We start from the raw sequence: 22,310 nt of genomic DNA, 5'->3' as shown, positions 1-22,310 counted from the left end.
TCCAAAATAATCATAGCGAAAGTATATGATAAGTTTTAACAATGCGTTATAAGTCAGGCTTTTTGACCGCTTTTAACAAATAATTGTTGAGAATACCCCTGGCGGGAACGGTTTTTGACCAAATACGCGCTACATTTAAGTCTGATGGCTTTTGAAGCCGTAAGTTCAAAACCGGAACCAATTTTAACAATAGCTAAACTTCTACGACCAGTGAGTCAAATTCATATACTTTGGGTAGACGATGAAATAGAATCCCTGAAATCCCAGATCATGTTCCTGGAGACCAAAGGTTATAAAGTATCTGCCCGGACCAACGGTTACGACGCGCTGGACTTCCTGAAAGAGAACACGGTAGACGTAGTACTGCTTGATGAGAGCATGCCCGGCATCACCGGCCTGGAAACGGTGGGCCGCATCCGCGAAACCAACCAGCAAACGCCCATCGTGATGATCACCAAGAACGAGGAGGAAAACCTGATGGATGAAGCCATTGGCTCCCAGATAGCCGACTACCTCATTAAACCGGTGAACCCCAACCAGGTGCTGCTTTCCCTGAAAAAGATTATCGATAATAAACGCCTGGTGGCCGAAAAGACCACCACCGCCTACCAGCAGGACTTCCGGTCCCTGTTCATGGCGCTCAACGACAATCCCGGCCACGCCCAGTGGATGGACATCTATAAAAAACTGGTGTACTGGGAAATGGAAATGGGCAAATCCAACAGCCCGGAAATGCTGGAAGTGCTGCAGTCACAAAAGCAGGAGGCCAATTCCGAATTTGTAAAATTCGTAGGCCGCAACTACACCGACTGGATGACACCCAGGGCCAAGGATGCCCCTATCATGAGCCATACACTTTTCCAGGAAAAGGTATTGCCCTTCCTGGACCCCAAGGTGCCCAATTTCTTTGTACTCATCGATAACCTGCGGTACGACCAGTGGAAGGCCATCCAGCCCATTTTCATGGAATCGTTCCGCCTGGTGGAGGAAGATACGTTTTACAGCATTTTGCCCACCAGCACCCAGTACGCGCGCAATGCGATCTTTGCAGGCCTGCTGCCGGTAGACATTGAAAGCCGCTTCCCCGAGCAGTGGCGTAATGATGACGAGGAGGGCGGCAAAAATCTTTTTGAAGACCTTTTCCTGGCCCAGCAACTTAAAAACCTGAAAAAGGACCTTAAATTTTCCTACACCAAAGTGACCAACCACCAGGACGGCCAGCATATGGTCAACAATATTCACAACCTGCTGGACTACCCGCTGAACGTGATCGTGTACAACTTCGTGGACATGCTGAGCCACGCCCGCACAGAGATGGAAGTGCTGAAAGAACTGGCCGGCGACGAGGTGAGCTACCGCTCCATAACCGCCAGCTGGTTTGAGCACAGTCCCCTGCACCAGGCCCTGAAAAAACTGGCAGACCGCAAGATCAATCTCATCGTGGCCACCGACCATGGCAGTGTGCGGGTGAAAACGCCGGTAAAAGTGATAGGCGACAAGCAGACCACTACCAACCTGCGTTACAAACACGGGCGCAACCTGAACTACGAGCCCAAAGAGGTACTGGCCTTCCGCGACCCGCGCGATGCCGGCCTGCCACGCCCCAACGTGAACTCGTCCTACATTTTTGCCAAAGGCGATAACTACCTCTGCTACCCGAACAACTATAATTACTTTGCAAACTATTACCGCAATACGTTCCAGCACGGCGGTGTAAGCATGGAAGAAATGATAGTGCCCGTAGTGCGGATGGTGTCTAAATAAGGGTTTTTGCTAAATTTGTAGTTAATTGTCAAACGTTAAATGTTAATCGTGCAAAATCATTCATCCGCTACGGTTAACCATTAACATTTAGCGGTTAACCATTAACCAATAACCATTACCGCGATGAATATAAAAATCACGCCCGCCAGCCTGGCGAAACTGGAGAAGATCTTCGAGGAAGCCAAATATGTACTGCGATTTGAAAAGGGCACTTTCAATTCGGGGTATTGCATCCTGGAGCACAAGCGGGTAGTGGTGATCAATAAGTTCCTGAACCTGGAAGGCCGCATTAACAGCCTGCTGGACATCCTGCCTACCATAGACCTGGATGAGAGCATGCTCAGTAGCGAATCACTGAAGCTGTACCACCAGGTGAAGGAAAGCCGCGAACAGCTGCTGGCGGAGGCGGAGGCCCAGGCCCGCGGCGAAGCAGCCCCCGCGGAAACACCGCCTGCGCCCGCGAAAAAAGGCCGCAAAGGTGCCGCAAAAAATGAACCCTCTTCCTCCGCTGATACCGAAACCAACGAGCCACAGTGAAAGTAACCTTCCTTGGAACGGGTACTTCCCAGGGGGTGCCTGTGATCGCGTGCAACTGCCATGTCTGTACTTCGCCGGATGCGAAGGATAACCGCCTGCGCAGCAGCATTATGCTGGAAAGCGCAGCGGGCACCATCGTGGTGGACACTACGCCGGACTTCCGCTACCAGATGCTGCGGGCACAGGTAAAACACCTGGAAGCCCTGCTGGTCACGCATTCCCACAAAGACCATATTGCCGGCATGGATGATATCCGCGCTTTCAACTATTTCCAGCAAACACCCATCGACGTATATGCCTCTACGTTCTCGCAGGAGGTGATCATGCGGGAATTTGCCTACGCATTTGCAGACCATAAATATCCCGGCATCCCGGAGATCCGGCTGCGGACCATTGATGAAGAGCCTTTTACCGTGAATGGACTGCCCATTATTCCCATCCAGGTAATGCACTACAAGATGCCCGTGCTGGGTTTCCGCTTCCATGATTTTACCTACATCACGGACGCTAATTTTATCCATGCATCGGAGAAGGAAAAGATCAAAGGCTCCAAGGTCCTGGTGCTGAATGCGCTGCGGCGGGAAAAACATATTTCCCATTTTACGCTTGATGAAGCCATTGCACTGGCGAAGGAGCTGGAGATCCCGCAGTTGTACTTAACGCATATCAGCCACCAGCTGGGCCGGCATGCGGAGGTATCGCCGGAGCTGCCGGATGGGGTGGCGCTGGCCTACGACGGGTTGAGCTTTGAGATCTGATGGAAATATTTTCCGTATCTTGAAATAGCTCCTGTTAAAACCCCCTTTCATCCATGTGGAGAGAATTCATTAAAAACTACCTGGATTTTTCCCGGCGCGAACGCCGCGGCATTTACATTTTACTCGCCTGCATTGTTGTTTGCTATTTGCTGCCTTACTGCCTGCCCGCACCGGACTTCCCGGATATCAAAACAGCCTTGCTATTCCCCGAAAACGCAGTGGCCGCAGGTAAGCGCAACACCGTAAAAAGCACAAGCCCGGCCACCTACTTCTTCTTTGACCCCAACACCTTGCCCCTGCAGGGTTTCCTGGACCTGGGCATCCGCGAAAAAACAGCCCTCACCATCATCCATTACCGCGAAAAAGGCGGCCATTTCCGCCAGCCGGCAGACCTGGCAAAGATCTATGGCCTGCCCGCTGCACAAGCGGCTGCACTGGCGCCCTATGTACGTATAGGCGCTACCGTTAGTAAGGGAGACGGGCGGCCTGCGGCCAATGCCGGCGCCGCGGAAAAGCGGAACAGTGTGGACACCGCCCGGTTCTCACACAGCGGGTTCCACCGGGATAGCTTGGTGTTTAAGCGCAAAACCTATGTGATGACAGACATTAACCAGGCAGACAGTGTGGCCTGGATGCAGTTGCCGGGTATAGGGCCGGGGTTTGCAGGGCGCATTACCCGGTTCCGGGACCGCCTGGGCGGTTTTTACAGCGTGCGGCAGGTGGGGGAAACTTACGGGTTGCCGGATAGTACGTTCAAAAAAATTGAACCATTCCTGCAATTGCATGAAACTTCTTTAAAGAAAATAGACCTGAACCAGGCAGATGAAAAAACTTTAGGCGCACATCCTTATATCCGCTACAGTTTAGCTAAATTAATTACCCGGTACCGCAACAGCCATGGGCCTTTTACCGAAGTAACGGGGCTGCGCCAGATAGCCGTGATCAACGACAGCGTGTACCAGCGTATTGCCCCTTATCTGACGATTACACCAAAACCATAAAACCACGGATATGAATTTTCAGCTCACGGAAATGCAACAGCAGGTGGCCCAGATGATCCGAGACTTTGGAAGATCCCACATCCTGCCGCACGTCCTGGAATGGGATGAATCCCAAACCTTCCCCCGGGAATTATTTACCCAACTGGGCCAGCAGGGGCTCATGGGCGTGCTGGTGCCAACGGAATATGGCGGCAGCGGCCTCACTTACCCCGACTATGTGACGGTGATCAGCGAAATAGCCCGCCACTGCGGTGCCATTGGTCTCAGCGTGGCGGCGCATAACTCCCTTTGCACCGGGCATATTTTGCAGTTTGGCAACGAGGCGCAAAAACAAAAATATTTACCCAAACTGGCCAGCGCCGAGTGGATAGGCGCCTGGGGCCTCACAGAGCCCAACACCGGTAGTGATGCCATGAATATGAAATGCGTGGCGCACCAAGAGGGCAACGAGTGGGTGATCAACGGCGGTAAATGCTGGATCACGCACGGTAAAAGTGGCGATGTAGCGGTGGTGATAGCCCGTACCGGTTCCGTGCGCGACAGCCATGGTATGACCGCTTTTGTCGTAGAACGCGGCACGCCTGGCTTTTCCGGCGGTAAAAAGGAAAACAAGCTGGGCATGCGCGCTTCTGAAACGGCGGAAATGATCTTTGACAACTGCCGCATTCCTGCTGAGAACATGCTGGGCAACGAAGGCGAAGGTTTTATCCAGTCCATGAAAGTGCTGGACGGCGGCCGCATTTCCATTGCGGCACTGTCGCTTGGCATTGCAAAAGGAGCATACGATGCCGCGCTGAAATACTCCAAGGAACGCCAGCAGTTTGACCAGCCCATTTGCAATTTCCAGGGCATTGCGTTTAAGCTGGCAGACATGGCCACCCAGATCGAAGCCGCGGAGTTGCTCACTATGCAGGCCGCCTGGATGAAAACCGCGGGGCAGAAAATGACACGGGAAGCCGCCATGGCCAAGTATTACGCATCAGAAGTAGCCGTGAAAGTGGCTACGGAGGCAGTGCAGATCTTTGGTGGTTACGGTTATACAAAAGACTTCCCGGTGGAGAAATTTTACCGGGATGCAAAGCTTTGTACCATTGGTGAGGGTACGTCTGAGATCCAGAAGATCGTTATTGCAAGGGAAGCGTTGAAATAAGTTTTTCCTAGGCAATTTTCCGGGCACATGGAAATTTTGAAACATGAAATTTATCATGCGCTGTTTTATTTTTCATTTCTCCAAACAAAAGGCGTTTAAATTGATGTTTTCAAAGAAACGCGCTGAACAGGGCTTTTCATTTAACTAAAACACCAGTGATTAAAATGTTTTTTAATGAATGTATTTAATGCTTAGATAAAAAATATTTTCGTTTACCCCTTTCGTTGTATAGAAATATCAGAAAGGAACGTTAAATTTGGGTTAATTCATTCTTACCATATTATCAACCTAATTAATCCAAAAAAGATCGAAACATTTCTACCCTCCAACAAAAAGCATCCATTCTAAGCTGGATGCTTTTTATTTAAGAATGTTTTGAGCCTGTACTTGACCCCACATTATTGAAAATACATCTGAAGCCGGGCTTTTGGTCCGGCTTTGCTATTTACGGCTTTGGGAGGGCATTGGCAGGGGCTTGCACGTTTATCCGGCATACGCTCACAATAAATTGTCGTTGGCGAAATGTAGGGGTGGCCCATACCAATAAAAAAGCGGATGCTTTGCAGCACCCGCTTCCTTAAAAAATATATTTCCTTTTGCTTACGCAAGAAAATCTTCCGCGTCATCTTTTTTTGCCGGCGCAGGGGCAGACAAAAAATTATCCACCATACCGGAGAGGCCGGGAGGCAGCGCCGCTTTTACGTGGTCTTTCACGGTATTGAGCGCTTTAATGGCCTGCTCTTCGGTGATACCGGCGGCATCCTTGATTTTGTTGATCAACTCTTGCATAGCATTACGTTTGAGGATGTGAGCAAATTAAATTAGGCCACTTTCAGTTTCACCAGGGTGCTGGTTTCCAGTTTTTGCTGGGCGTAGGCTTTGTCCAGGTGGAACACGGTTTCATTGGTGGAAGGCAGTTCAAACATGGCGTCGCTCATCACGATCTCGCAGATGGAGCGGAGGCCGCGGGCGCCCAGCTTGTATTCCATGGCCTTGTCCACGATGTAGTCGATGGCGTCTTCGGCCACGGTGAGAGTTATACCTTCTACCTTGAAGAGCTTCTGGTATTGTTTAATAAGGGCATTCTTGGGCAGGGTGAGGATGCTCTTGAGGGCATCTGCATCCAGGGAGTTCAGGTAAGTCACTACCGGCAGGCGGCCCAGCAACTCGGGGATGAGGCCAAAGGATTTCAGGTCCTGAGCGTTTACGTAACGCAGGATCTGTTTCTTGTTCTCCTCTTCCCTTTCCTTGTTCACGGTAAAACCGATGGAATGGGTTTGCACACGGCGGCTGATGATCTTATCAAGGCCGTCAAATGCGCCACCGCAGATGAAGAGGATATTAGAGGTGTTGATCTTGATCAGTTTTTGTTCGGGGTGCTTGCGGCCGCCTTGCGGGGGTACGAGCACTTCAGTGCCTTCCAGGAGTTTCAGCAGGCCTTGCTGCACGCCTTCACCGCTTACATCGCGGGTAATGGAAGGGTTATCGCTTTTGCGGGCGATCTTATCAATTTCGTCGATGTATACGATACCGCGTTCGGCGGCTTCCACGTCATAGTTGCACACCTGCAGCAGGCGGGTGAGGATGCTTTCCACGTCTTCGCCCACGTAGCCGGCCTCTGTGAATACGGTGGCATCCACGATGGCAAAGGGTACGTTCAGCAGTTTGGCGATGGATTTAGCCAGGAGGGTTTTGCCGGTACCGGTTTCACCTACCATTACGATGTTGGATTTTTCGATCTCGATCTCATCATCCTCCACCTGCTGGTTGAGGCGTTTGTAGTGGTTGTACACGGCTACGGCCAGGATCTTCTTGGCATCGTCCTGCCCGATCACGTAATCGTCCAGGAAGTGTTTTATTTCCCGGGGTTTAGACACCTTGGGAACAAAGTGGGAGGGGCTGGCTTTCTTCTTGTTGGCATTCTGGAACAATTCCTGCTCAATGATCTCCTGGGCGTTTGTCACGCAGTTTTCGCAAATGTGTCCTTCAGCGCCTGCGATCAGTATCTGCACTTCGTCTTTGGAGCGGCTGCAAAAGGAACAGCGTATTTTCGATTCTTTCATCAGTGATTTTTAGCGGGTATTTGGATAAAGGCCTGGTAATGATCCCGGTTAGGGAAGAACCAGTCTACAAATTTAAGGGAAAAAACCCGGTAACCCATACAAAGAAGACGGTCCCGCCTGGTGGGCGGGACCGTCCCTGTTTTCAAAGTATTATTGCTGAGGAGCTTCCGTCTTTTTGCGGGGATTTTTGTCCAGGACGTCGTCGATGATACCGTATTCTTTGGCTTCGTCGGCGGTCATCCAGTAGTCGCGGTCACCGTCTTTTTCCACTTTCTTCACGGGCTGGCCGGCGTGGGTGGCAATGATCTCGTTCAGCTCTTTTTTCAGCTTGATAAATTCACGCGCTGTGATCTCGATATCGGAGGTCTGGCCTTCCGCACCGCCGTGGGGCTGGTGGATCATTACACGGGCGTGTTTCAGGGCGGTACGTTTGCCTTTTGAACCTGCTACCAGGAGTACGGCGCCAAAGGAGGCGGCCATACCGGTGCAGATGGTGGCTACGTCCGGTGCTACGAGCTGCATGGTGTCGTAGATACCGAGGCCGGCGTATACGCTACCACCGGGGCTGTTGATGTACATCTGGATATCGCGGGCGCGGTCTACAGATTCCAGGAACAGCAGCTGTGCGGTGATGATATTGGCCACATAATCTGTCACGGGGTCGCCCATGAAGATGATGCGGTCCATCATCAGGCGGGAGAATACGTCCAGCTGGGCAATCTGCATGGGTCGCTCTTCGATGATGTAAGGCGTCAAAGAGTTGATCTGGTGCTTGGTGTAGCTATCTACCACCAGGCTGGACATACCACGGTGCTGTATGGCGTATTTACGGAATTCGTTATTAATGTTCATGATGGTGATGATGTTTATTTGGTAATTTAACAAATTCTTCTGCTGAAATTTCCTCTTCTTTAATATTCACCTTCGTTTCTGCGTAATCAAACAACTTGGCGGTAATCATCTCCCGGTAAGTCTGGTCTACGAACTTCTCATCCTGCAGCAGGCGGTCCAGGTAGCTATCCAGCCACTCAGCACCGGCAGCGGCGCCACCAAAGTGGCCCAGCAGTCTGGCTTTGGCACCTTCTTTCAGTTCTTCGAAAGAAACTTCCATTTTATTATCGCGGATCAGTTTATCGCTAATCAGTGTCCAGCGGAGCTGGTGGTCAAAGTTCGGCCATTCGTGGTCGGCTTCTGCGGCGGTTTTAGGCTTTTCGCCACCTACCTGCAGCCAGCGTTTCAGGAACTCCTTAGGCAGTTCGATGGGCGTTTCGTGCACCAGGGTTTCGAACAGTTCGTTGTGGAGGGCGTTGCGGCTTTCCTGTGCCCAATAGGTTTCGATCTCGGATTTCAGCTTGGCGCGGAAATCTTCAACAGTGGCCAGGTTTTCGTTGGGATATATTTCTTTGAAGAAAGCTTCGTTGAGTTCTTTCTTGGCGATCACCTGTACTTTGGTGATGTCCAGTTTGAAATATTTCCTGGCGGCTTCCTTGTCATCTGCGTCAAAGCCCAGGTCTTTCAGGATATAGGCCAGGCGTTCCTCATCAAAGGAACCTTCGAGCTGGAATACAATGCTGTCGCCGGTTTTCTTGCCGATCAGTTTTTCAACGATGGCGGGGGAAAAGTATTTAACGAGGAGGGAATTTTCTTTGGTGATACCACCTTCTACGGGCGTGCCGTTGGCATCGCTTTCAATGAAGGTTACATTTACAACGTTCTCGCCATCCACGATCGTATCGCCTTCCTGGATGTCGCCGCCTTTCAGCTGCATGCGTTCTACTTCTTCGTCCACCATTTTGTCGCTCACAATTACTTTGTAGCGGGTCAGGTTGGTCTTGCCACTTTCCAGGGGCGTGATCTCTACGGCGGGCTTCAGGCCCACTTCAAAATTGAAGGTATATTCCGCGGGGGCGTTGTAGTTAAATTCGTTTTCGTTTCTTTCGAGGGGGATAGGCTGACCGAAAATATCGAGTTTCTCTTCCTGGAGGTAGCTGCCCAGTTTGGATTCTACCGCTTTGATCACTTCATCTGTGAAGATGGCCTGGCCATGCATTTTCTTCACCATACCGGCCGGAACCATGCCTTTACGGAAGCCAGGAATGCTGGCACTTTTGGTGAATTGTTTTACGGCCTTGTCAAAATTAGGAAGATAGTCATCCTTGCTCACTTTCACAGTGATCTTATCATTCAATAAACCAATATTCTCTCTGGTAACGGTTGCCATAATAAATTAAAATATAAGTGTTGTAGATGAAGCAATAATAGTTCCTTAATTGTTTTGCTGCCAGAAGGTCACAAAAAAAGCGAAAGAATGACAGCTGGAAATAATTGGTGGAATACCCGGGTGCCGTAATGGCCTGTAAATGCCTGACCGGTAGGCACTAAGGGCGTGAAAGAAATTCCACCCCTGGTTGTAGGCCTGGATACCGGGCAGGCTGTAATAAGTGCGGATGAAGGGACTCGAACCCCCATGCCGTGAAGCACCAGATCCTAAGTCTGGCGTGTCTACCAATTTCACCACATCCGCAGTAAGAGAAGAACTGTTTTCTAACCTTTTGAAGGAGTGCAAAGGTATTCTTTTTTATGAATTAAAAAAATGCTAATGGGGCATGGGCGCGGGTTCCGGGGCAAGAGGGGAAGGTGGGCGGGGCTGTGATAAAAGCGGACGCGGATAGTCCGCATCCGGACGGTTTACGCGGTTATCTTGTGGCCAAAGTAATTGATTGTGAGGGTGTTATTTCCATGGCATGATCCATGCAAAACCTGGGCATCGGATGTTGCTCCTTCCGCCAGAAAGAAAATATTCAACCGATATAAAAGATACTGTTTTGTTAGAGAACCGGCCTTCGGTTCATATTGTGGTATTCAAGCAGCCTTGCAAGTCGTTGCGAGGCTTTTTTTTATAAATTTTACGGGGGAAAAATTTTGTTATTTCGATTTATGCTCTACATTTGCACTCCCATCACATAAACACGGGGGATTAGCTCAGTTGGTAGAGCGCTTGCATGGCATGCAAGAGGTCAGCGGTTCGAACCCGCTATCCTCCACAGGATATATAAAAGCCTTCAGGTCATTGACCTGAAGGCTTTTTGTTTTTACCTAGTTTTCGAAGTTGGCTTGATCCTGGGTCAAGACGGGTCAAAAATTGCTGATTACCTTACACGGTAAGCAATAACAATATTCTTATTAAATGCTGGTACGTACAGCGTTTTCGTGCTGTTGTCATAGCTGATGTCATTTGTCATTAGTTTCTCCGCCTGCGTATCCAGCAATACTTGCCTGGAGCCATCAGCCTCCAGGTAGTATAAAATGCCCGTGTAATTACTGATGATGAATTCGCCTGGCGCAACCATCACAATGCCATCCAGGCCATTTTCAAAACCGCCCGCAATTTTTGTTGCTTGTTTGTTTATGTTGATCTTATACAAGGCGCTGGTAGTGGGCAAGAGTGGTGCACAAATTATTTTGTGTGTAAATTTCGCAAAGTCCGCTACACGCGATTTTAGGAGTTTTTTACATTTTGCATACTTGCACAAGCGGGAAGAAATATTGCAGGTTTTGTTGATACATTTGTAGATGCTCAATTGCAGGAATAAGTGTGTCCGGTTCTTGTGCAAGGGAGCGGCCACGGAGAAAAATGATATTGATATTACCCGGCCAACGGGATTAAGCTCCGTGGCCAACTTCATGGCCAGCTAAAACACATACCCATGAAACTTACGCACTACGTCATATCGCCCCCTCTTCAGCCATTTGTAAAGCTGATCTGCACCATGGACTGTGAAGGGGACACCGACACCTGTCATATCACCGTGCTCCCTGATGCCTGCGTGGAATTATTTGTGAATTATTCCACCACCCCCCTGGCCATCATCGACAATGAAATATACCATCAAAGCATTGTCAGCGCCCGCATGACACGTCCCACTTCGGTACAAATGCGCAAAGGCGCCGGTTGCATTGCGGTTTGCTTTTACCCCGGAATGGCACACCGCTTTTTTAATGTTGCTATGCACGAGTTGACAGACAAAAACACTTCCTTAAATGATCTTTGGAAAGGCCTAACCCCGGCGTTGGAAGAAAGACTTGCCAACACACCGGGCAATAATGAACGGGTAGCGCTACTGCAACATTATCTTCTGCAACAATGCAACGGAGAAAACGAGGACGTGGTGCTTGCGTATTGCCTTAGCCAGGCCCGTGCCACCAAAGATTTCCTGCCGGTAAGCCAGCTTGTAAACGCCACCGGCATCAGCCAGCGCCACCTGGCCCGCAAGTTTCAACAATACGTGGGCGTCTCCCCCAAAGAATACCTCAGCGTAACCCGGTTTGTCCGCGCGCTTGCACAACTGAAAAGATACCCTGAACTTTCACTCACCCAAATAGCCTATGAGAGCGGCTACTACGACCAGGCACATTTCAACCATGATTTTAAAAATTACACCGGCCTTGCACCCGGCGATGTGGTCCGCGCAGCACATGTTTTATATTGATGTCCGTTTTATACAAGCCCTGGATCTTTAATGGAAGTAATTTTGATGCATAGCAAACAGACTTTCTATGCGAAATTTAGTTGTTGCCCTGGCCGTCTCCCTGGATGGCTTTATAGAAGGGCCCCATGGAGAATACGACTGGTGTTTTACCGACCAGGACTACGGCCTGCATGAATTTTTTTTACGCATCGATGCGGTGTTCATAGGCCGTAAAAGCTATGAAGTGGCCCGGGAATACAGGGATCATAACGGCCGGCTGGTGCCCGGTATGCCACCGGTGACGGAGTATGTATTTTCCAGTACACTCCAATCCGCAAATGAAGGTGCTGTGATCATTGCAACAGATGCGGTTGCAGAAGTGCGTAAAATAAAAGCGCTGCCGGGCAAGGACATCTGGTTGTATGGCGGAGCAGTGCTCACCAATGCCTTACTCCGTGAAGGCCTGGTAGATGAAATATGGATGGCAGTGCATCCCATCCTGCTCGGCAGCGGAAAGCCACTGTTTGAGCCCCGCAGCCAGCGCATCGGCCTCACGCTGCTGGAAAACAAAACCTATGAAACAGGGCTGGTATCGCTCCGGTATAAGGTAAATAACCACGGGCTGTAATTACGCAGTGCCCGTGTCAATGGCTGCCCCGAAGGGACGGGGCCGGACCGGCAGGGTAGGGCTGCCTGGTCTTCATGCGGCCCGGCCTCCCCCGCTCACTTTTTCCCGATCGGCCCATTTTTTTTCCCGATCCGCGTAGGTTTCCAACCCTTGCGTGCGGACCTTTGCCGCCGCAATAGCCAATCATGGGAAAAATAATATATACATTCAAGAAATTTATACTTTCTATTCTCTGCCTGATCAGTGTCTTATCCCTTCATGCCGAAGATGCCGGTGGGAAGATCTCCGGCACCGTGGTCACCAGCGACGGACAGCCTGCCGCCGGCGTTACCATCGTGATCAGCGGGTTTGCCAGGAAAACCATCACCAACGAAAGCGGCCAGTTCAGCTTTAATAATGTAAATCCCGGCACTTACACCCTCATCGCCTCCATGATCGGCGCAGAAAAAGCCTCGGCCACGGTAGAAGTGACCGCCGGCCAGCCTGCTACGGTAAATTTCACCCTGCAATCCTCCTCTCAAAGCCTGGAAGAAGTAGTGGTGAAAACCGGTGGCAACCGCTTTGCCAGGAAGGAAAGCAACGACGTTTCCAAACTGCCCCTGGCTAACATTGAAAACCCCCAGGTGTACACGGTAGTAGGGAAGGAGCTGATGAAAGAACAGCTCATCACCGACTACAACAGCGCTTTCAAGAACGTACCCGGTGCGGGTGTTCCTGAAGTAAGGAACCAGGGCCGTTCCGGTTTCGTTTCCCGCGGTTTCTCTACCTCGCAACTGGTGCGCAATGGCGTGGGCAGCTTCACTTATTCCACCATCGACCCGGCAAACCTGGAAAGGGTGGAAGTGATCAAAGGCCCTTCGGCTACCCTGTTTGGCAGCACCCTGTCTTCGTTTGGCGGACTGTTTAACCGGGTTACCAAGAAGCCTTTTGAAACTTTCAAGGGAGAAATATCCTACTCCGCCGGCAGTTGGGATCTGAACCGCCTCACCGCAGATATCAACGCCCCGCTGAACAAGGAGCAAACAGCGCTCCTGCGCGTAAACACAGCCCTGCACAGTGAAAGAAGCTTCCAGGACGCGGGCTTTAGCCGCAATTACTTCATTGCGCCCAGCTTTGTTTACAAAGTGAATGACCGTCTTACGCTGACGCTGGATGCGGAACTGGGTGCCTACAAGGCTACCTCGCCCACCCGCCTGGCACCTTACACCAAAGGCACCGCCCACAGCGTAACGGACCTGCACATTCCCTATAAATTATCCTTTGCTAACAACACCATTAATTACGTAGCGCAGCAGTACAACATCTATGCACAGATGCGTTACAAGATCTCCGACAGCTGGACCTCCCAGACGGTGATCTCCCGCACCCGCTCTTCTTCCGATGGCAACGTGGTGCAGCTCAGCATCGTGTCTGACAGTACGCTGCGCCAGGCTGTGACCAACCAGGAATATCCTTATTACGGGACAGATATCCAGCAGAATTTTATGGGTGATTTTAAACTGGGCAGCCTCCGCAACCGCGTGGTGGCGGGCCTGGATTTCTATTCCCTGCGCGCCACCCGCAACGATGCCACCATCAACATGCCGGCCATCAATTACCGCAAACCGGGTGCTGCGTATAATAACTTCACGTACGAAAAAGTATCACCGCTGTTTGCAAACGCAACGTATACGAACTTTGTATCGAACAATGAAAACACCTATGCAGCCTACGTTTCCGATGTGCTGAACATTACGGATAAGCTGCTGGCCATGGCCAGCCTGCGCGTGGACCACTACATTAATAAAGGCGTGTACTATCCCAACCTGGATTCTACCGCCGGCAATTACAATCAAACCGCCCTCTCCCCGAAGTTTGGCCTGGTGTACCAGGTAGTAAAGGATAAGGTGGCCCTCTTTGCCAACTACATGAATGGTTTCAGCAACGTAAGCGGTGCCGATTTTTATGGCAATACATTTAAGCCCAACCGGGCCAACCAGGTAGAAGGCGGTGTAAAAATAGACCTGAGTACCATCTCCGCTACCCTGAGCTATTACAACATCCAGGTAACCAATGTGACCCGCGATGACCCGGACCACGCTAACTTTTCCCTGCAGGATGGTACGCAACTGAGTAAGGGTTTTGAGGCGGAAGTGATTGCCAATCCGCTGCCCGGGTTGAACATCATTGCCGGTTATACCTACAACGATAGTAAATACACCAGGGCATCTGCCTCCATCCAGGGCCTGCGCCCCTCCACGGCCGGATCGCCGGACTATGCGAACCTCTGGGTAAGCTACCGCCTCACCAAAGGCGTGGCACAGGGCCTGGGCATTGGTTTTGGCGGCGTTTACGGCAGTGAAAGCTACCAGACCAATACAGCCGCTTTCAAGTTTACCATTCCGTCTTACACCGTGCTGGATGCCGCTGTTTTCTACGACAAGCCAGCCTACCGCCTGGGGCTGAAGGTAGACAACCTGACCAACGAACAGTACTGGTCGTACCGCCTGGCTGCACAACCACCCACCCGCCTCACGGCTAACGTAACGTTCAAATTTTAGTAATAACTTGCGCCTCTTATGACGTTCAGGAAGCTGATTAATACACTGCATCTGTACCTGGGACTTGTTTCCGGTATTTTGATCCTCATCGTGGCCACCACGGGATGCATACTTGCATTTGAGGACGAGATCCGCTTTGCCACCCAGCACAGCGCCTTGTATGTAACGCCTGAAAATAAACCACAGGCCAGCGTGGAACAATTGATCAGCGTTGTGAAAAAATACGACGCAAAGGCCAAACTGGCCCAGGTGCGTTACCTGGGCAATCCATCCAGGGCGGTACTGTGCTACCTGAAAGACAAGCGCATCATTTTCGTGAACCCATATAATGAACAGGTAGTGTCTGTGCGCAACCCGGACACTGATTTTTTTACGGTGGTATTGTCCATCCACCGCACATTGATGCTGGGTAAAACAGGGGAAACCATTATCCTGTGCAATGTGGTGGTATTCCTGGTGATGGTGCTTTCCGGGTTTGTGCTATGGCTGCCCAGGAAAATAAAACAACTGAAGCAGGCCATTACCATCAAGGCCAATGCGTCTGCAAAGCGCCGCTACTTTGACTTGCACAGCGTGTTTGGGTTTTATGGATTTATCCCGTTGGTGATGATCTGCCTCACCGGCATTTCCATGGCTACCGGCGGGTCTGATAAAAAAGTGCGCTCTTTGCAAATGGGGACTAAGCCTTCCAAAAATTTCTACGACAGCCTGGTGGCGCAAGTGTATCATAAGGAGCCGGTGGAAATGCTGCGCGTTTCTTTCCCGGCAGATAGTATGGGCGTAGTAAATGTCCTGATGCGCTATGAGACCAATGGCCTGCGCAAACAAAGCAGCTTCACGTTTGACCGTTATTCCGGCGTGTTGCTCAAAAGCGACACTTACCAGGATAAGCCGTTCATACAGCGCTTCTTTGGCTCCAGCTATGAAATTCACACCGGCAGGGTGTTCGGCATTCCCGGCAAGATCATCATGTTCCTCGCGGGGCTCATTGCATTGAGCTTACCCATTACCGGGTGGCTGATCTGGACCGGGAAACGGAAAAAGAAACCCGCCCCGGTTGCCATGGCAGCGTAATGGCAAAGGCCTTTAAACATCACTGGTTAAAGGCCTTTTTGTTGCAGGAAAGTTATTCCCCATCCACCCTGATCACAATCTTTCCCCTATGCCCGCCGGCTTCAAAATACCGGTACGCCTCTTTGGCTTCTTCAAATGCAAATACCCGTTCAATACTAGGCTGTACAGGATGTGCCGCCAGGGCCCGGCACATATTTTCAAACGTCAGGCGGCTGCCTACAAAAATGGGGTGTACCGTAACACGCTTCGCAAACATGGCCAGTAAAAGCTGATCCAGCGCGGTCGGCGCGGCCGGCGCCTGCAGGTAGCGGAAATTCAGTAAAGAGATAACACCCCCCACTGTTACCGCCTGCAGGGATTGCGCAAAGGTTTCCGCCCCGCCGGTTTCCAGTACCCGGTCCACGCCGCGGCCACCGGTAAGGTGCAATACCTGCTGGCTCCATGCATCGTTTGCATTGTACTGCACTACCTCGTCTGCACCAAGCGCACGCAGTGCAGCCTCACTGGAAGCCCGCGTGGTAAGCGCTATCACCCGTGCCCCAAACAGCTTGGCAAACTGGATCTCAAAACTGGCAATGCCGCCGCTGCCAAAGGTGAGCACCGTGCTACCCGGAGCAGCGGGGTAAGGCGCTGTGAGCGCACTCCAGGCGGTGAGCGCCGCACAGGGCAGGGTAGCGGCAGCTTCGTAATCCATACCGGCAGGAATGGCCACCAGCGCATCTTCCGGTAGTATCACGTATTCTGCCAGCATACCGTCCAGGGTACAGCCCAGTTGATCAATGATATCCATTTGCATCTGGCCATCGCGCCAGCGGGGAAAGTAATTGCCCATCACACCCTGCCCCGGCTGGAAGCGGCGTACCGCGCTCCCGCAGCGCACTATTTCCCCCGCGCCATCGCTTACGGGAATGATGCCGGCTTTGGGCTGCAAGGCGTATTTTTGATGTACAATGGCAATGTCCCGCCGGTTCAGCGACACCGCCTTTACCCGCACCAATACTTCATGGGGCCCGGGTGCAGGAATGGGCCGGTCCCGGCATACAATGCCGTCTATCGAATTGAATTGTTCCAGGTAATAAGCCTTCATGGTGCTGTTATTTTAACGGCAGCAAATTACCGGGGATTGTTCCCGCACAATTGATATAACACGACAAATGCAGATCCCCGCCCGCTTCCTGGCTCCTTTTCTCACGTACGCACGCCTGCGCCAGGTGCCGCTGCCCCGCATCCCGGAAATGGCGGAATACCCGGAACCCTTACTGGCAGACCGTTTTACGGTGATGCCGGTGGAAGGTTTTCTGGCAGTACTGTCGGCTATTGTAACACATCTGCCGGAAGAAGACCTGGGCCTGCGGGTAGGCCGGAGCATGGAACTGGCACACATTGGTATCGTATACGAACTTTCCCTGAGAACTGCCAGTTTGCAGGAAGCATTGCACTATTGCCACGATTACCTGCGCCGGTCGCTGCCCTTTGCGCTGATCACTTTGCGGGAACGGCCCGCCTGTGTGGAGGTCAGTATAACGATGGAAAGCCCGCTATTGCAGCGGGTGCTGGCGGATTTCGTGGTGACGTTGATAGCAAGGGAACTGGCGGTGCTAACCGGCAATGCAGGCGATACCGCCGTGGAGGCCCTGCACCCGGGGGCGTACCGTGTGCATTTTAATACAGCGGGCCTGCTCCAAAAGCCACGTCATTACAAGGGCTTTTACAAGGGCTTTGAAACATTATTACCGGCTTACCTGCAATTGCTGGAAGCATTGCAAGCAGACCATTCCTTTACCAGCCGGGTAAAGCAAATGGCACTCAGCATGGCCAATCCTTTACTGCCAGACCTGGCCCAGACTGCCGCTGCATTCCACCTTACCCCCCGCACCTTACAGCGCCGACTCCGGCATGAAGGAGGATCTTTTGCCGCCGTGCGGGAACACCTGAAGCGGCGCATGTGCCACCTGCTGCTGCACCACGATGATTATGACCTGCTGGAAGTAAGCCTGTTACTGGGATACGCGGAGCCAGCCAGCTTTTACCACGCGTACAAGAAATGGTATGGGCGCAGCCCGGCGAAACACCGTGAACTGGAAAAATAAAGGCAAGCCTCATAAGTAAAATGAAGGCGCCGGAAACCATGTAAGTAAAGACCCAAAAGGGCTGTTTCGAAATAAAGCAAGTCATGCCGCCATACCCTTCTCCGGCAGGGACAAGACGCTCCCATGGCCGCGATACTTCCGGGCATTAAAAAAGAGAGGCACTGCCTCTCTCTACGTGCCGGTGAGGACAAAGGCCCGCACCGGTACTAGTGTTTTTTTGCATAACAAACACGTTACTTCCCAAACAAGCCACCCAGCATGCCTCCCAGGCCGCCTTCCTGCTGTTCGCCACCATTTGCAGCGTGCTGCTGGCCAAACTGCGCCAGGATACCCGGTACGGCTGCCGCAATGTTGTTGGCAATGGCAGGGTCCAGGTTGAACTTACTGGTAAGCTGCTCTATGAGGCCACCAGACATGGAAGAAGCAATGTTGGATGCGCCGCCACCGGAGAAAAGCTCGGAGAGGCTGCCCAAACCGCCACCCAGGCTGTTTTGCAGGCTGCTTACAATATTGCCCGCCACTTCATTGTGAACGTCAGCGGCTTGGTCTGCCGGTACTGCACCAGCTACCTGGGGATGATTTTCCAATTGCTCTTTTACGAGGGACAAGATCTGATCAAACATAACTGTAGATGTTAAGTGAAGAAATGTGGTGTTGTAAGTTGTGGTCTGTTACTGGGAAACCTGGCTATGGCAAGATGGAACAATTGTACAACATTTGCTAATTAATTCCTTATTATCTTAGGGCTTTGCGTATTTGTTCCATCAAGCTGACTGTCACATGCTTAACCTTAGACTCAACTACCCATCGGTACATACGGAAATGGACGTGTTCCAGCGTTACGTAGCGGGCCTGCCCGAAGAAAGAAAGTACCACCTGCTGCAACCTCCCAACCCGCCGCCCCCTGCGGCTACGGCGGATGTAGTGGCGCAGTGGCTGCAACTCCCGGCAGATACCTGGCGCAATACCAGCACCATGATGGCTATTGCCAGCGGCAACTCCGGCCTGTACACCGTACTGTCCTGGTTCCAGTCTGTTTCAAAGGAAATAGCTACCGATGCGTATACCTTCACCGGTTTCCGCATGATAGCCAATACGTTCGGGTTTCCCCTCATCCCTATTGCCGGCGATGAAGAAGGCATGCTGCCCGCTGCCCTGGAAGCGTACCTGCAGCAGCGCAGTACCGTGCCGGGCACAAAACTGGTCTACCTGCAGCCCACCGTGCACAACCCCACCTGCGCTGTGATGTCGCTGGAAAGACGCCAGGCCATTGCGGAAGTGTTGCTGCGCTTCCCGGATACCTATATCCTGGAAGACGATGCCTACCGCTTCCTGCATCCCGCACCGCCACCTACTTTCCTGCAGTTGCTGCCGGAACGTACGGTGCATGTGTACAGCCTTTCCAAGAACTTTAATCCCTTTTTAAAAGCGGCTTACCTGGTGTATCCAAAACATATCATGGATAACATCGAGAACATGGTGCGCCTTACCACCAGTAGCACCTGCGCCCTGTTCCAGGATTTTGCCGTGCACCTCATGCAAGGGGAGGAACTGAAACAGATCATCCAGCAGAAACAGGCGGAAGGCCTTTACTGGTATAAGAAAGCAGCGGAGATCTTCTATGACCAGGAGTTCACCCTTTTTCCCGGCAGCTTCCACATCTGGCTGCACGTGGGCGCCCACCTCACCGGCCAGCAGGTGGCAGATTATTGCCTCACGCAGGACATTGCCGTGCAGCCGGGAGTGGAGTTTTCCGTAACCGGCGATGACCAGTATGTGCGCATAGCATTGGGCGCAGAATGGGCCAATCCTAAGCTGCAATCCGCCCTGGAACTGATTGCCGCTGTGGTAAGGGCCGGCAAGATCCCCGCATAAACATCCACTGCCTGTCCTTGAAGAAAGGGGCTGCCTGCTGTTAACAACAGGCGGCCCCTTTTAGTTTTTAAAATTTTCCAGGTTGATCCTCAATTCATTATGTAAAGTATGGATTACTTTTTGTAAAGTTTATTTGTCTATAAGTAAAGTTAACTTTACATTCGGATAATTAAAACCTCAAGACATGAGATCATCCCTTCTCCTTCCGCATCGATTTAAGCTGATAGGCTGGTGCCTGTTGGCCCTGGGTATTATTTGTTACCTGGCCAATGTGGTTTGGCGCCTTAATATCCCGTTCTGGGTTTTCAGCATTGACCGCTCCGGGTTGTTAAGCTCCGATAAGCCCGGCCCCGGCCTTGAAATGCAGGATATTGCTTTATCCCTGGCTGGGGTGCTGGCCATTGTGGGCTCACTGATGGTTGGCTACTCCCGTGAAAAACAGGAGGACGAATTTATTGCCCGCATCCGCCTCACTTCCCTGCAATGGGCGGTATTGGTAAACCAGTTACTGCTTGTGGTGAGTATCCTCGTGGTGTGGGATATGAACTTCATGATCGTGATGTTGTACAACATCGTTACCATTCCGCTTATCTTTATCGTTCGCTTTAACTATCTCTTACTCCGCTACGCTAAACAGGCCCGCCATGAAAAATAGCATAAAGGTAGAACGGGCTGTGAAGGGCCTTACGCAGGAGGAGCTGGCCCAGGCTATTGCTGTAAGCCGGCAGACCATCAATGCCATTGAATCCGGCAAATATGTGCCCAGCACTGTGTTGGCGCTCAAGATAGCCCGTGTGTTTGAAAAGCCGGTGGAGGAGATTTTCTCGCTGGAAGCAGGGGATTAGTGCTCGTTGAATATTTCGGTGATGGTTTCCATCAGGTCCTTTACCATCAGGGGTTTGCGCAGCAGCTTCATCACCATGGGGTTGGCATTGCTGCGGTTAATGTCTGAATAATCCAGGGAAGAAGAAACCATGATCACATAGCACTGTTGCTTGATGCGGGGCGGGTAGGTGGCAAAGGACTGGAGAAATTCAAAGCCGTCCATTTCGGGCATCTGGATGTCCAGCAGGATCACTGTGGGAGGAATTTCACTCAGGGTCAGGTTGGAAGAAAGGTATTCTAAAGCTTTGTTGGCACTGGTAAAAGGTAGTACGGTATGGCTGATCCGCTGGTGCAGGATCAGTCTTTCGTGCAGCAGCAGGTCAATTTCATTATCGTCGATCAATAAAATACGCAGATCAGGAATCGAATTCATTGCGGTTCGGAATGATAATTTCAAATTGAGTACCTTCTCCGTATTTCGATTCTACATTGATAGTGCCGCCAATTTTGTTTAATGCCTCTTTCACGATATACAGCCCGATGCCGCTGCCCGGCTTGTTGTTATTCTTGGAGCGGAAGAACATTTTGAAAATGTTCTGCAAGTGCTCACTGAGAATGCCGATGCCATTGTCTTCTATGCGGATAGTGCCTTTGTGGGGCTCTATTTTCACGCTCAGTTTCACCTGCGGCTGTTCTTCATTGGGCTTCTGGTATTTCACCGCGTTGGAGATCAGGTTATTCAGGATCACGAGAATACGGAAGGTATCACCTTTGAAATCTATCGGTTGATCTACTTCGACCAGGTACTCTATGGAAGTGTTCTGCGGACGGAACGCGTTCACACAATCTTCCAACAGGGTCGCGAAGTTAATCTTTTCATACTCTACATCCAGCCGGGAGTTCCGGTAATATTCAATGATCTTCTGGATAAAGCCGTCCAGCTTCTGCACGCAGGTCTCGATCATGTCCATATACCCGTTCGGGTCGGTCACGGTGTTATCCAGGCGCGCCAGGTTAATGATGCCCAGCACCGACATGAGGGGGCTGCGCAGGTCATGGGAAGTGGAGTAGATAAAGCGATTCAGCTCGTCGTTGGTCTTTTCCAGCTCAATGATCTTTTCTTTCAGCTGCTGGCGGGCGGTATAGATCTCAAAAGCGTTATTGATCGTTTTCTGTAGTTCCAGTTCATCCCAGGGCTTCTTGATATAAGAGTAGATGTGCCCCTTGTTGATCGCATCAATGATATCTTCCACATCGGTATAGCCGGTGAGCAGGATGCGTATAGGCTCCGGGGTAGTTTCACGGATCTCGTGGAAAAATTCCACCCCCGTGGTAACTGGCATTTTCTGGTCGGCAATGATGATATGTACGTTGATGCTCCGGATCAGCTGTTTGGCTTCCTGTGCCGAACCTGCCGTATAGATTTCATAATTCCTGCGAAAGCTAGCCTTGAACGCGTTGAGATTATGAACTTCATCATCAATGTACAATATCCTGATACGGTTGTTTTTCATTAAAGATGCAGGGTGTTGGATG

At 51.2% G+C, this 22,310-nt stretch carries 22 protein-coding genes and 2 tRNA genes; 14 read left to right on the top strand and 10 right to left on the bottom strand.

Features of this window, described 5'->3' with window-relative positions; all coding sequences use genetic code 11:
• Positions 1–210: 210 nt before the first annotated feature.
• The 5 genes from porX to DCC81_RS00355 all read left to right on the top strand — a co-directional run bounded on the left by porX (position 211) and on the right by DCC81_RS00355 (position 5,210).
• A complete protein-coding gene (gene porX / locus DCC81_RS00375) occupies positions 211–1,764 on the top strand; it encodes a T9SS response regulator signal transducer PorX (protein WP_108684621.1) in 1,554 nt (517 codons plus the stop codon).
• A gap of 123 nt (positions 1,765–1,887) precedes the next feature.
• On the top strand, positions 1,888–2,301 hold the full coding sequence (locus tag DCC81_RS25655) for a hypothetical protein (protein ID WP_205686239.1): 414 nt from the start codon (positions 1,888–1,890) through the stop codon (positions 2,299–2,301).
• A complete protein-coding gene (locus DCC81_RS00365; protein WP_108684620.1) occupies positions 2,298–3,059 on the top strand; it encodes an MBL fold metallo-hydrolase in 762 nt (253 codons plus the stop codon). The genes DCC81_RS25655 and DCC81_RS00365 overlap by 4 nt, the downstream gene beginning before the upstream one ends.
• Before the next feature lie 53 nt (positions 3,060–3,112).
• Complete coding sequence (locus tag DCC81_RS00360) at positions 3,113–4,060, top strand: helix-hairpin-helix domain-containing protein (protein ID WP_108684619.1); 948 nt, start codon at positions 3,113–3,115, stop codon at positions 4,058–4,060.
• A gap of 10 nt (positions 4,061–4,070) precedes the next feature.
• Positions 4,071–5,210: an acyl-CoA dehydrogenase gene (locus DCC81_RS00355; RefSeq protein WP_108684618.1), complete on the top strand. Its 1,140-nt coding sequence runs from the start codon at positions 4,071–4,073 to the stop codon at positions 5,208–5,210.
• A gap of 600 nt (positions 5,211–5,810) precedes the next feature.
• Here DCC81_RS00355 and DCC81_RS00350 read toward each other — a convergent pair.
• The 5 genes from DCC81_RS00350 to DCC81_RS00330 all read right to left on the bottom strand — a co-directional run bounded on the left by DCC81_RS00350 (position 5,811) and on the right by DCC81_RS00330 (position 9,797).
• Entirely contained in the window at positions 5,811–5,999 is a 189-nt protein-coding gene (locus DCC81_RS00350) for a hypothetical protein (protein ID WP_108684617.1), read from the bottom strand.
• Positions 6,000–6,031: 32 nt separating this feature from the next.
• Complete coding sequence (clpX, locus tag DCC81_RS00345; protein ID WP_108684616.1) at positions 6,032–7,273, bottom strand: ATP-dependent Clp protease ATP-binding subunit ClpX; 1,242 nt, start codon at positions 7,271–7,273, stop codon at positions 6,032–6,034.
• A 150-nt stretch (positions 7,274–7,423) separates the two neighbouring features.
• A complete protein-coding gene (clpP, locus tag DCC81_RS00340; RefSeq protein ID WP_108684615.1) occupies positions 7,424–8,125 on the bottom strand; it encodes an ATP-dependent Clp endopeptidase proteolytic subunit ClpP in 702 nt (233 codons plus the stop codon).
• Entirely contained in the window at positions 8,115–9,494 is a 1,380-nt protein-coding gene (gene tig, locus DCC81_RS00335; protein WP_108684614.1) for a trigger factor, read from the bottom strand. Before tig ends, clpP begins: the two co-directional genes overlap by 11 nt.
• A 221-nt stretch (positions 9,495–9,715) precedes the next feature.
• Positions 9,716–9,797, bottom strand: a tRNA-Leu gene (locus DCC81_RS00330).
• 447 nt (positions 9,798–10,244) lie between these two features.
• Between DCC81_RS00330 and DCC81_RS00325 the strand changes: the two genes are divergently transcribed.
• Positions 10,245–10,317, top strand: a tRNA-Ala gene (locus DCC81_RS00325).
• A 105-nt stretch (positions 10,318–10,422) separates the two neighbouring features.
• Here the strand turns inward: DCC81_RS00325 and DCC81_RS25315 are convergent.
• A complete protein-coding gene (locus DCC81_RS25315; RefSeq protein ID WP_133177486.1) occupies positions 10,423–10,698 on the bottom strand; it encodes a hypothetical protein in 276 nt (91 codons plus the stop codon).
• A gap of 282 nt (positions 10,699–10,980) precedes the next feature.
• On the opposite strand from DCC81_RS25315, the gene DCC81_RS00315 reads away from it, so the two are divergent.
• From DCC81_RS00315 to DCC81_RS00300, 4 genes are all read left to right on the top strand, one after another.
• A complete protein-coding gene (locus DCC81_RS00315) occupies positions 10,981–11,763 on the top strand; it encodes a helix-turn-helix domain-containing protein (protein ID WP_108684612.1) in 783 nt (260 codons plus the stop codon).
• Positions 11,764–11,830: 67 nt separating this feature from the next.
• Positions 11,831–12,370: a dihydrofolate reductase family protein gene (locus DCC81_RS00310; RefSeq protein WP_108684611.1), complete on the top strand. Its 540-nt coding sequence runs from the start codon at positions 11,831–11,833 to the stop codon at positions 12,368–12,370.
• A 185-nt stretch (positions 12,371–12,555) separates the two neighbouring features.
• A complete protein-coding gene (locus DCC81_RS00305) occupies positions 12,556–14,910 on the top strand; it encodes a TonB-dependent receptor (RefSeq protein ID WP_108684610.1) in 2,355 nt (784 codons plus the stop codon).
• 18 nt (positions 14,911–14,928) lie between these two features.
• On the top strand, positions 14,929–15,984 hold the full coding sequence (locus DCC81_RS00300; RefSeq protein WP_108684609.1) for a PepSY-associated TM helix domain-containing protein: 1,056 nt from the start codon (positions 14,929–14,931) through the stop codon (positions 15,982–15,984).
• A 52-nt stretch (positions 15,985–16,036) separates the two neighbouring features.
• Here the strand turns inward: DCC81_RS00300 and DCC81_RS00295 are convergent, their stop codons facing one another.
• Positions 16,037–17,071, bottom strand: a complete 1,035-nt coding sequence (locus tag DCC81_RS00295; RefSeq protein ID WP_108684608.1) for a zinc-dependent alcohol dehydrogenase family protein — start codon at positions 17,069–17,071, stop codon at positions 16,037–16,039.
• Positions 17,072–17,138: 67 nt separating this feature from the next.
• Here DCC81_RS00295 and DCC81_RS00290 point away from each other — a divergent pair, with 67 nt between their 5' ends.
• Complete coding sequence (locus DCC81_RS00290) at positions 17,139–18,074, top strand: helix-turn-helix transcriptional regulator (RefSeq protein WP_108684607.1); 936 nt, start codon at positions 17,139–17,141, stop codon at positions 18,072–18,074.
• Between the two features lie 233 nt (positions 18,075–18,307).
• Here DCC81_RS00290 and DCC81_RS00285 read toward each other — a convergent pair whose 3' ends face one another.
• The gene (locus DCC81_RS00285; protein ID WP_108684606.1) at positions 18,308–18,697 is read right to left on the bottom strand and encodes a hypothetical protein; all 390 of its coding nucleotides are present in this window, start codon (positions 18,695–18,697) and stop codon (positions 18,308–18,310) included.
• Positions 18,698–18,854: 157 nt separating this feature from the next.
• Between DCC81_RS00285 and DCC81_RS00280 the strand changes: the two genes are divergently transcribed.
• From DCC81_RS00280 to DCC81_RS00270, 3 genes are all read left to right on the top strand, one after another.
• Positions 18,855–19,949: an aminotransferase class I/II-fold pyridoxal phosphate-dependent enzyme gene (locus DCC81_RS00280; protein WP_108684605.1), complete on the top strand. Its 1,095-nt coding sequence runs from the start codon at positions 18,855–18,857 to the stop codon at positions 19,947–19,949.
• 184 nt (positions 19,950–20,133) lie between these two features.
• Positions 20,134–20,604, top strand: coding sequence for a hypothetical protein (locus DCC81_RS00275; RefSeq protein ID WP_133177485.1), 471 nt, complete (start codon positions 20,134–20,136; stop codon positions 20,602–20,604).
• A complete protein-coding gene (locus DCC81_RS00270) occupies positions 20,594–20,794 on the top strand; it encodes a helix-turn-helix transcriptional regulator (protein ID WP_108684603.1) in 201 nt (66 codons plus the stop codon). The genes DCC81_RS00275 and DCC81_RS00270 overlap by 11 nt, the downstream gene beginning before the upstream one ends.
• Here DCC81_RS00270 and DCC81_RS00265 read toward each other — a convergent pair.
• Together DCC81_RS00265 and DCC81_RS00260 are read right to left on the bottom strand one after the other, a co-directional pair.
• Positions 20,791–21,207 (bottom strand): response regulator, encoded by a 417-nt coding sequence (locus tag DCC81_RS00265; protein ID WP_108684602.1) that lies wholly within the window; start codon positions 21,205–21,207, stop codon positions 20,791–20,793. The genes DCC81_RS00270 and DCC81_RS00265 overlap by 4 nt on opposite strands.
• Positions 21,191–22,288 (bottom strand): ATP-binding response regulator, encoded by a 1,098-nt coding sequence (locus DCC81_RS00260; protein WP_108684601.1) that lies wholly within the window; start codon positions 22,286–22,288, stop codon positions 21,191–21,193. The genes DCC81_RS00265 and DCC81_RS00260 overlap by 17 nt, the downstream gene beginning before the upstream one ends.
• Between the last annotated feature and the right edge of the window lie 22 nt (positions 22,289–22,310).

It is taken from the genome of Chitinophaga parva (genome assembly GCF_003071345.1).
GTDB lineage: Bacteria > Bacteroidota > Bacteroidia > Chitinophagales > Chitinophagaceae > Chitinophaga > Chitinophaga parva.
The sequence above is the reverse complement of the archived record's forward strand: the minus strand, read 5'-3'. Positions and strand labels throughout refer to the sequence as shown.